We start from the raw sequence: 9,612 nt of genomic DNA, 5'->3' as shown, positions 1-9,612 counted from the left end.
AGGGAACTATGTGAAGCGAAGCAGTCCGCTGTCACCGCTGTTGCTGGGAGCCTTCGGGTTCCTGGCCCTGAACTTCCACCCGGTTGCCCAGGCAGCCGATGATATAGACCCCCACCTGCGCCAGATCGGGCCATCGCTGTTACGCGATGCGCCCGAAGCGGTGCCCGCCCGCCCCCCCACCGGCATGGCCCCGGTCGCCAGTGGCGAACGGCTGAGCCTTACCGACGCGGTGCTGCAGGCAGCGCAATGGCACCCGAGCATCGCTGAGGCCATCGGCAACCTTTACAAGCAGGGCGAAGGTATCAATGTCGCCCGTGCGGGGTATTACCCACAGATTTCCGGCGGTCTGCGCACCGGTTATGACACCGGTTATGGCGGCGACCGCAATAGCCAGGCCCTGAACCTGTCGCTCAAGCAAATGCTCTATGACTTCGGCAAGGTCGACAGCGCCGTCAATGCGGCCCAGGCTGCTGCCGCCCGCGCCCAGGCCAATATCCTGCTGGTGGTCGACGATCTGGCCCGCGACACAGCCTATGCCTGGATCGAAACCCGCCGCTACGAGCAACTGATGACGATTGCCCGCGACCAGATTCGCGGCGTGGGCGACATTGCCGGCATGGCCCGCCAGCGTAGCGACATGGGCGCCAGCACCCGTTCCGACGTGGTGCAGGCCGAGTCCCGCGTGGAAAGCGCCCGTGCCACCCTGGAGGAGTACCAGTCACAGTACGAGCGCTGGCGCTCGACCCTGGCGGCGCTGATGGGCCGCGTTACCCCTCCGGCACTGGCCGAGGGCTCACCCGCTGAGCTGAACCAGGCCTGCAAGCGCCCTGCACAGGGTGATGACCGCCTGCCCGCCGTACTGATGGCCTTGGCCCAGCGCGCACAGGGCCAGGCTGAACTGGCCCAGGCCAAGGCGGAGGCCTACCCCACCCTGTCGCTGCAACCGCAGGTCAATCATTACCTGGACGACGACTATAACCGCGATAACGCACGACTGGACCGCACCCAGGCAGGCATCTACCTGAACGTCGAAGTACCCATCTACCAAGGGGGCTCCATCAGCGCCCGTACCCGCGCGGCCAGCCACGCGCTGACCGCAGCCGACTCCGCCGAGGACGCCGCCCGCCTGCAGGCGCGTCGGGGCCTGGCCGAAGCCATGGCGCAAACCTCCGGGCTAAGCCGCCGGCTGACCTCGCTGGAAGCGCGCCAGGCCAGTATTCAGGAAGCACGCATGCTCTACGGGCGTCAGTACCTGGACCTGGGCACACGGCCACTGCTCGACCTGCTCAACGCCGAGCAGGAGATCTACCAGTCACGCTTCGAACTTGCCGGCACCCGCTCCGATCTGCTGCGCCTGGATGTCGACTGCCTGTACAACACCGGCGCCCTGCGCACGGCCTTTGGCCTTGAGGGGCGCAACCTGCAAGGTGTGGAGATCCAGCCATGAGTGATTCGATCGATGTGACCCTGCCCAACCAGGCACCCGCGCCGGAGCAGGCCGCCGCGCACCGGCCAGACCTTGGCCCCTGGCTTGAGGTGATATTGCAGGTGGCGCACCACTACCGCCTGGACGTATCACCCCAGCGTATTCGCCTGGCCGCAGTGGAGGATGCCCGCCCGTTGAATGAAATCCTCCGCCACATGGCACGTCAGGCGGGGCTGGCACTGCGCTTCGTGCACTTCGATGCCAAGGGCCTGCGGCAATGGCGCACGCCGCTGGTGCTGGAGCTGGACGACGGGCAACTGGCGGTGGTCGAGTCGGTGACCGAAGAGGACGACCTGGCGGTAGTGTTTGCCGGTGACCAAGGCCTGACTTCGCGCCTGCCCCGCGACACCCTGAAAGGCCGCATCAACCGCGTTGCCCTGCTGCGCCCGGCCCGGTCACTGCGCGATGTGCGCACCGACGACTACACCGCCCCTTACGACCGCCACTGGTTCGCCCGCATCGTACTGCGCGACCTGCGCCCCTATGGGCAGGTGATGGTCGCGTCACTGGTGGCCAACGTGCTGGCGCTGGCCGGCGTACTGTTCTCGATGCAGGTGTATGACCGAGTGATACCGGCTGAATCCCTGCCCACCCTCTACGTCCTGTTTGGCGGTGTGGTGTTGGCACTGGTGTTCGACTTCAGCATGCGCCTGCTGCGGCTAAAGGTGACCGACCTGCTCGGCAAGCGCGCCGACCTGCGGGTGAGCGATCTGGTCTATGGCCATGCCCTGCGCCTGCGCAACTCGGTGCGGCCGAAGTCCACCGGCTCGTTCATCTCACAGTTGCGCGAGCTGGAGTCGATCCGCGACCTGATCACGTCCAGCACCGCTACGGTGCTGGCCGACCTACCGTTCTTCCTGCTGTTCCTGTTCGTGTTCTGGCTGATCGGCGGCGTACTGGTGTTCATCCCGCTGGTCGCGCTGCTGGCCATGGTGTTGCCTGGGTTGCTTGCACAACGGCGCCTGGCACGGTTGGCTAACGCCTCGATGCGTGAGTCGGCGCTGCGCAACGCCATGCTGGTGGAAAGCATCCAGGGCCTGGACGAAATCAAGGCACTGCAGGCAGAGGCACGCTTCGAACGGCAGTGGAACCAGTACAACGCGGCCTGCGCGCACACCAACCTGCGCCTACGCACCCTCACCAACGGCCTGGTGACCTGGACGCAGAACGTGCAGGGTGCAGTGTTTGCCGTGGTAATCGTGATCGGCGCACCCATGGTCATCGCCGGCGACCTCACCACAGGTAGCCTGGTGGCGGCATCCATGCTTTCGTCGCGAATGATGGCGCCGCTGGCCCAACTGACCCATGTGCTGACCCGCTGGCAGCAGGCCAAGGTCGCGCTGCAAGGCCTGGACAAGCTGATGCAATCGCCGGTCGACCACCCCGAAGGCGAAGCCCGCGTGCACCTGCCGGCCATTCACGGCGAGTACCGCCTGCGCCAGGCCAACTTCCGCTACAGCGAAGAGCACCCGCCGGTGCTGAACATTGGCCGGCTGGATATCCAGCCGGGCGAGCGCATTGCCGTGCTGGGCCGCAACGGCGCCGGCAAATCAACCTTGCTGCAGGCGCTGGGCGGGGCCATGGACCTGGTACAGGGCGAGATCAGCCTGGACGGCATCGCCATGGCCCACCTCGACCCGGCTGACCTACGCCGTGACGTCGGCCTGCTGCCGCAGTACGCGAGGCTGTTCCACGGCACCCTGCGGGAAAACCTCACCCTCGGCGCCGGCCAGGCCAGCGACCAGGAACTGGTGGCCGCGCTGGCCGCGACTGGTGCACTGGACTTCGTCCGCCGCCTGCCCAAGGGCATGGACCACTTGATCCTCGAAGGAGGCTTGGGCTTGTCTGGCGGTCAGCGCCAAGCCTTGGTGCTGTCGCGCTTACTGGTACGCCAGCCGCAGGTGCTGCTGCTGGACGAGCCGACCGCGTCGCTGGACGACACGACCGAGCGCAAGCTGCTGGATAACCTGGAGCGCTTCTGTCAGGGCCGTACACTGGTGATCGCAACCCATCGCCTGAGTGTTCTGCAGCGGGTCGATCGGATCCTGGTGCTGGACGCCGGGCGCATTGTCATCGATGACGCGCGCGATGCCGCGCTGGCCAAACTGCAAGGAGCCCAGGCATGAGCGACCATGAACTCCCGGCCTCCTACCTGGACGGGCAGGACGACCAGGCGGTATTCCGCGCCGGCCGCCTCATCACCCTCTGCGCGCTGATGCTGGCGGCGTTCCTGGCCTGGGCGGCCTGGTTCGAGGTGACCGAGGTGTCCACCGGTACAGGCAAAGTCATCCCCAGTTCGCGAGAGCAGGTAATCCAGTCGTTCGAGGGCGGTATCGTCGCGCAGATGAGCGTGGCCGAAGGCGACCTGGTCGAGCGCGGCCAGGTGCTGGCCCAGCTCGACCCGACCAAGACTGCCTCAAGCGTTGGTGAAAGCGAAGCCAAGTACCGCGCTGCCAGGGCCAGCCAGGCCCGCCTGCAGGCAGAGGTGACCGGCAAACCACTGACCTTTCCGGCGAGCCTGCGCGACTCTCCTGACCTGATCGATGCCGAAACCGCGCTGTACCAGACCCGCCGCCGCGGCCTGGAACAGACCCTGGCGGGTATTCAGGACTCGTTGCAGCTGGTGCGCAGCGAGCTGAAGATCACCGAGAACCTGGCGAAGATGGGTGCCTCCAGCCGGGTTGAAGTGATCCGCCTGAACCGCCAGCGCTCCGAGCTGGAACTCAAGGCCAACGAGGCACGCTCGGACTATCTGGTGCGCGCCCGGGAAGAACTGGCCAAGGCCAGCGCCGAAGCGGACGCCCTGTCGGAAGTGATCCGCGGGCGCAGCGACTCGCTCACTCGCCTGACCCTGCGCTCGCCGGTGCGCGGCATCGTGAAGGACATCGAGGTCAACACCCTGGGTGGCGTGGTGCAGCCTGGTGGCCAAGTGATGAAGATCGTGCCGATGGACGAACGCCTGCTGATCGAAACCCGCATCGCGCCACGGGACATCGCCTTCATTCACCCCGACCAGGCGGCCAAGGTCAAGATCAGTGCCTATGACTACTCGGTATACGGCGGGCTGGACGGCAAGGTGGTGGGCATCTCGCCGGATACCCTGCAGGACGAGGTCAAACCGGAAATCTACTACTACCGCGTGTTCATCCGCACCGAACAGGACAGCTTGCAAAACAAGGCCGGCAAGCGTTTTGCGATCGTGCCAGGGATGATTGCCACAGTGGATATCCGAACGGGCGAGAAAACCATCCTCGATTACCTGATCAAGCCGCTGAACCGGGCCAAGGAGGCCCTGCGTGAACGCTGATCCAGGCGTTTACACACCGCCCACAGGGTCCCAAGTATTGCTGGGTTCTGTGCAAAATGCCTAAAGCCCGACCCAAACAGGCCGATAACCGGTTATCCCCCTGCACCCCACCGAAGGTCACCATGGCCACGCAAAATGCCCGCGCGGATTCGCTATCCCTGCTGCTGTTCACCCTGCGCAGCGGCAAGCTGATGGCAATCAACCTGCTCAAGGTCAGCGAGATCATCCCCTGCCCGCCGCTGACCAAGCTGCCCGAGTCGCACCCCCATGTAAAAGGTGTGGCAACCCTGCGCGGCCACTCGCTGTCGGTCATCGACCTGTCCCGCGCCATTGGCGAACAACCACTGGCCGACCCACAGGGTGGCTGCCTGATCGTTACCGAGATCAGCCGCTCGCGCCAAGGCCTGCATGTACAGGCGGTCAGCCGCATCGTGCATTGCTTGAGCACCGACATCAAACCGCCGCCCTACGCCTCGGGCACCCGCTCGTTCATCACCGGCGTGACGCGCGTCGACAACACCCTGGTGCAGGTGTTGGACATCGAAAAAGTCATACACGCCATCGCCCCGCCCGTCGCCGAGCCAGCGCACGGCACCTTGAACGAAGAAGATGCCAGCCTGCTGGCCGCCGCCAATATCCTGGTGGTGGACGACAGCCAGGTGGCCTTGCAGCAGTCGGTGCACACCCTGCGCAACCTCGGTATCGAATGCCACACCGCGCGCAGCGCCAAAGACGCCATCAACGTGCTGCTGGAACTGCAAGGCACCGCGCAGGAGATCAACATCATCGTCTCCGACATCGAAATGAGCGAAATGGACGGCTACGCCTTCACCCGCACGCTGCGTGAAACCCCTGACTTCCAGCACCTGTACGTGCTGTTGCACACCTCGCTGGACAGTGCCATGAGCAGTGAAAAGGCGACTCAGGCCGGGGCCAATGCCATCCTTACCAAGTTCTCCTCGCCAGAACTGACCGATTGTCTGGTGGTGGCCGCGCGTACCGTGGTGTTCGCCGAGCACTGATATATTCAGCGACAAACTCCCCGGCTGGCCGCCGGGGGTGACTCGGGCATAATTCGCGCCCCTCGCAAGAAAATTGCCGGAATCACATATGAAGCTTCTCAGCACTATCCTGATCAGCTGTGCCCTCTTCAGCGGTATCGCCCAGGCCTCCAGTAGTCAGGCCTGGAACGAGCAGCGCCAGCAGATGCTCAAGGCCTGCCTGAGCGCCAGCCAGTTCAAGAACGCCCACGCCCGCGGCAAGCCCGCCGAGTTCGATGACCAGGCAGGCATGAGTGCACTGCTGATCGAAGGCATCTACCCACAAAAGCACATGCAGCAGCGCACCGGCACCGAGCTGTGTCTGTACGACCGCCAGCACCAGCGTGCCTTCGTCAGCGAATGGAGCCCGGAAGCCAAGTGACCGACAGCTTACGTTTCGGCTGTACCGGCTGCGGCAAATGCTGCACCGGCCACCATGTGCCACTGACGCTGGCCGAAGCTCGTCGCTGGGCGGACGATGCCGGCCAGGTAGTGGTACTGATCGAAGCCTTCGTCGTGGACGGCCCTGGCATGCCGCTGGAGCAGCGTGACCATGTGCTGCGACGCTCCCATCCGGTGCATTGCGGCGAGGGCGAGGCACGCATCTCAGTGACCTTTGCAGCATTCAACCCCGGACGTTGCCGTAACCTAGACGCCAACGACCTCTGCACCATCTATGAGCAGCGCCCGCTGGTGTGTCGCATCTATCCGGTAGAAATCAACCCGCATATCCCGCTGCGGCCAGACAGCAAAGACTGCCCGCCGGAGGCCTGGCAACAGGGGCCGGAGCTGATTCACGGCACGCAACTGGTCGATGTGGAACTGCAGGCGCTGGTCCAGGCTTCGCGCCAGGCCGACCGCGATGACATTGCCGCCAAGGTAGCGGTGTGCCAGGCGTTGGGCATGACGACCAGTGCGCTCAAGGGCAACGGTTTTACCGCCTACTTGCCGGATATGGGGGCGTTTGCTGCGGCGCTGGCGCAGGTGCCGGGGAATGAAGGGGCGCAGTGGACCTTGCATGTGCAGGATGAAGCGCTGACGGCGAGCTTGCAGGCACTGGGTTTGCGCACGACCCATGAAACCCCGGTGTATTACGCCTTTATCGGTTTCTAGCCTGATCACCTTGCCCAGGGCCACGGACGAAAAAGCGACCGGATAGCTGGCTGACAGCCAGCTATCAAGCTGCCGTTGGCTTTCTTCGAACACCACCCGTAGCACTGTGAATCGCCTCGGGGAAGAGCCCATCTATTACAAACAGTACGCAGGCGCTCTAGCACGGGGCTTTCGCCGAAAGTCCCATTGACTCCCCCAAGGATCGTTACTTTTTGCGCAACAGTGCTTATCGCACTTCGCTCTGTTTCGAGTGCATTGAAAGGACTAACTTTACCCCTGTCCTCATTAGCACTTGCACCGCAAGAAGGTAGTTTCAAATGTCCAGCAGTATGGGTATTGCCAGCGTCTTCGTCCTGTCTTCCCTGTTGTTGTCGCCCCTGGCCATGGCCGAAGAATCCCCGGCTTTCGTCGCCCGCAATGCAGAGCTCGCGGCTGTCCATCAAGAGGCCCGTGACGCTGTAGCCGTAAACAAGGCAGATACCGCAAAAGGAGCTAAACAGACAGCTTCCAAAGTTACTGTCGATGCCAATGCCGACAGCTGATCAGGCACTGTCGCTGCTCCCGCTTTCCCTTGGCTACGCCATGGGCACCTCCAGTGCCGATATGTTAGCCTTTTAAAGGCCGCTGCCAATCAGCGGCTTTTTTTATGTGCTTCAACTCTCAGCCTGGTTGTAACGTCCACCTATAAAAAGACGCACATTCAAATATAAAAACTGCCCCACCGTCATACCAAAGGAGCTAGTACCGGTGCCTTCCGCGTTTCGTTTTACCCCGTTTTTCATTGCGTTGACTGCAACGATCCCTTTCGCCGCCCAGGCAGATGAAGACAAGGCTGATGGCTTCATCGAAGGTTCGTCCTTCAACCTGCATTTTCGTAATGCCTACTTCAACCGCGACAACCACAACGCCGGCGTGCGCGACACCCGCGAGTGGGGCCAGGGCGCGGTTGCGCGTTTCGAGTCTGGCTACACCCCGGGTGTGGTCGGCTTTGGCCTGGATGCTCATGCCATGCTGGGCCTGAAGCTCGACGGCGGCGGCGGCCATGCCGGCACCAGCATCCTGCCAGAACACATCAAGGACGACGGCGAGCTGGGCGCTGCCCCGCATTCGTTCTCCACTGCCGGTGCTGCGGTCAAGCTCAAGGCCTTCGACACCGAGCTGAAAGCCGGTGACCTGTTCCTCACCAACCCGGTGATCGCCGGCGGCGAAACGCGCATGCTGCCGCAAACCTTCCGCGGTGTGAGCCTGACCAACACCAGCATCGACGGCCTGTTGCTCGAAGGCGGCCAGGTCAGCTTCACCCACCCGTACAACCAGAGCGGCCACCGCCGCATCGACACCTACTACGGGTCACTGGACGAGCACGACAAGAGCAAGCACCTGAACTGGGCCGGCGCGTCGTGGAGCGGTACCGAGCACATCACCGCCAACCTGTACGCCGCCGAGCTGAAGGACATCTGGAACCAGTATTACGCGGACTTCGACTACACCTATGTGGTCAATGACCTGGTCAGCCTGAACCCGGGCGTGCACTTCTATCACACCCAGGACACCGGCCAGGCCCTGCTAGGCAAGATCGACAACAACACCTACAGCGTGCACTTCACCGTCAACGCAGGCTTCCACAGCGTCACCGCCGCCTACCAGCGAGTGAACGGCAACACGCCATTCGACTACATCAACCTGGGCGACAGCGTGTACCTGGACAACTCGCGCATGTACTCGGACTTCAACGCGCCGAACGAGCGCTCGTGGAAACTGCAGTATGGCTATGACTTCGCCGGTGTCGGCGTGCCTGGTTTGAGCACCTCGCTGTCGTATTCGCGCGGTGAGGCCGACCTGACCAAGGCCACTCAGGACACTACTCACTACGACTACTACCGCGAAGATGGCAAGAATGCCATGCACTGGGAACGCGACCTGGACGTGAAATACGTGTTCCAGGAAGGTGACCTCAAGGACCTGTCGGTGCTGGTGCGCTATGCCACCCACCGTGGCAGCCAGGGTTATGCGTCGATTGACAGCAACAGCGACAACGATGAAGTGCGGGTAATCGTCGATTACCCACTGAACGTGTTCTGATCTAGCGCTGCAAGCATCGCCTATAACCCTGTGAGAGCGGGTTCACTCGCGAAGAAGGCACCGCGGTGTTGGGCACCGGCTGCGCCGATGTTCGCGGGTAAACCCGCTCCTACAACGGCCTGTCCATTCCCCGGTGTGTGTCCCACCGCAGATCAGTGTGTAGGAGCGGGTTTACCCGCGAATACCGTGGTGGCGGCAACGGTGAACGCCTGCTGGAGATTGGCAAGCAGGCCCGGCCCATTCGCGGGTAAACCCGCTCCTACAACGGCCTGTGTCCAATCCTCGGTGTGTGTCCACCGCGGATCAGTGTGTAGGAGCGGGTTTACCCGCGAATACAGTGGTGGCGGCAACGGTGAACGTCAGGTGGAGATTGGCCAGCGGGCCCGGCCCATTCGCGGGTAAACCCGCTCCTACAACGGCCTGTGTCCAATCCTCGGTGTGTGTCCACCGCGGATCAGTGTGTAGGAGCGGGTTTACCCGCGAATACGGTAGTGGCGGCAACGGTGAACGGCGGGTGGAGATTGGCCAGCAGGGCCGGCCTCTTCGCGGGTGAACCCGCTCCTACACGACGGCAAATCGAAAAG

General features: G+C 63.2%; 8 protein-coding genes. All 8 read left to right on the top strand.

Annotated features, from left to right (window positions below):
• Window positions 1-10 precede the first annotated feature (10 nt).
• The 8 genes from INQ47_RS17220 to INQ47_RS17185 all read left to right on the top strand — a co-directional run bounded on the left by INQ47_RS17220 (window position 11) and on the right by INQ47_RS17185 (window position 9,028).
• Window positions 11-1,447: a TolC family outer membrane protein gene (locus tag INQ47_RS17220; protein ID WP_404702172.1), complete on the top strand. Its 1,437-nt coding sequence runs from the start codon at window positions 11-13 to the stop codon at window positions 1,445-1,447.
• Window positions 1,444-3,612 carry a type I secretion system permease/ATPase gene (locus INQ47_RS17215; protein WP_404702171.1) on the top strand — a complete coding sequence of 723 codons (2,169 nt, stop codon included), beginning with the start codon at window positions 1,444-1,446 and terminating at the stop codon, window positions 3,610-3,612. Before INQ47_RS17220 ends, INQ47_RS17215 begins: the two co-directional genes overlap by 4 nt.
• A complete protein-coding gene (locus INQ47_RS17210) occupies window positions 3,609-4,793 on the top strand; it encodes an HlyD family type I secretion periplasmic adaptor subunit (protein WP_252458842.1) in 1,185 nt (394 codons plus the stop codon). The genes INQ47_RS17215 and INQ47_RS17210 overlap by 4 nt, the downstream gene beginning before the upstream one ends.
• Window positions 4,794-4,915: 122 nt before the next feature.
• Entirely contained in the window at window positions 4,916-5,815 is a 900-nt protein-coding gene (locus INQ47_RS17205) for a chemotaxis protein (RefSeq protein ID WP_021781736.1), read from the top strand.
• 88 nt (window positions 5,816-5,903) lie between these two features.
• The gene (locus INQ47_RS17200; RefSeq protein WP_404702170.1) at window positions 5,904-6,215 is read left to right on the top strand and encodes a hypothetical protein; all 312 of its coding nucleotides are present in this window, start codon (window positions 5,904-5,906) and stop codon (window positions 6,213-6,215) included.
• The gene (locus INQ47_RS17195; RefSeq protein WP_404702169.1) at window positions 6,212-6,946 is read left to right on the top strand and encodes a YkgJ family cysteine cluster protein; all 735 of its coding nucleotides are present in this window, start codon (window positions 6,212-6,214) and stop codon (window positions 6,944-6,946) included. The genes INQ47_RS17200 and INQ47_RS17195 overlap by 4 nt, the downstream gene beginning before the upstream one ends.
• Before the next feature lie 317 nt (window positions 6,947-7,263).
• Window positions 7,264-7,488 carry a hypothetical protein gene (locus INQ47_RS17190; protein ID WP_103463245.1) on the top strand — a complete coding sequence of 75 codons (225 nt, stop codon included), beginning with the start codon at window positions 7,264-7,266 and terminating at the stop codon, window positions 7,486-7,488.
• A 205-nt stretch (window positions 7,489-7,693) separates the two neighbouring features.
• Entirely contained in the window at window positions 7,694-9,028 is a 1,335-nt protein-coding gene (locus INQ47_RS17185) for an OprD family porin (protein ID WP_252458840.1), read from the top strand.
• Window positions 9,029-9,612: the final 584 nt, after the last annotated feature.

It is taken from the genome of Pseudomonas sp. 3HC3, from assembly GCF_044904505.1.
GTDB lineage: Bacteria > Pseudomonadota > Gammaproteobacteria > Pseudomonadales > Pseudomonadaceae > Aquipseudomonas > Aquipseudomonas putida_Y.
Note: the sequence above shows the minus strand (reverse complement) of the source record. Positions and strands in the feature narration are given on the sequence as shown.

Excerpts from the sequence above, each read along its gene's own strand:
- INQ47_RS17215 (WP_404702171.1), top strand. The coding sequence starts at position 1,444 with ATGAGTGATTCGATCGATGTGACCCTGCCCAACCAGGCACCCGCGCCG.
- INQ47_RS17210 (WP_252458842.1), top strand. The coding sequence starts at position 3,609 with ATGAGCGACCATGAACTCCCGGCCTCCTACCTGGACGGGCAGGACGAC.
- INQ47_RS17205 (WP_021781736.1), top strand. The coding sequence starts at position 4,916 with ATGGCCACGCAAAATGCCCGCGCGGATTCGCTATCCCTGCTGCTGTTC.
- INQ47_RS17200 (WP_404702170.1), top strand. The coding sequence starts at position 5,904 with ATGAAGCTTCTCAGCACTATCCTGATCAGCTGTGCCCTCTTCAGCGGT.
- INQ47_RS17190 (WP_103463245.1), top strand. The coding sequence starts at position 7,264 with ATGTCCAGCAGTATGGGTATTGCCAGCGTCTTCGTCCTGTCTTCCCTG.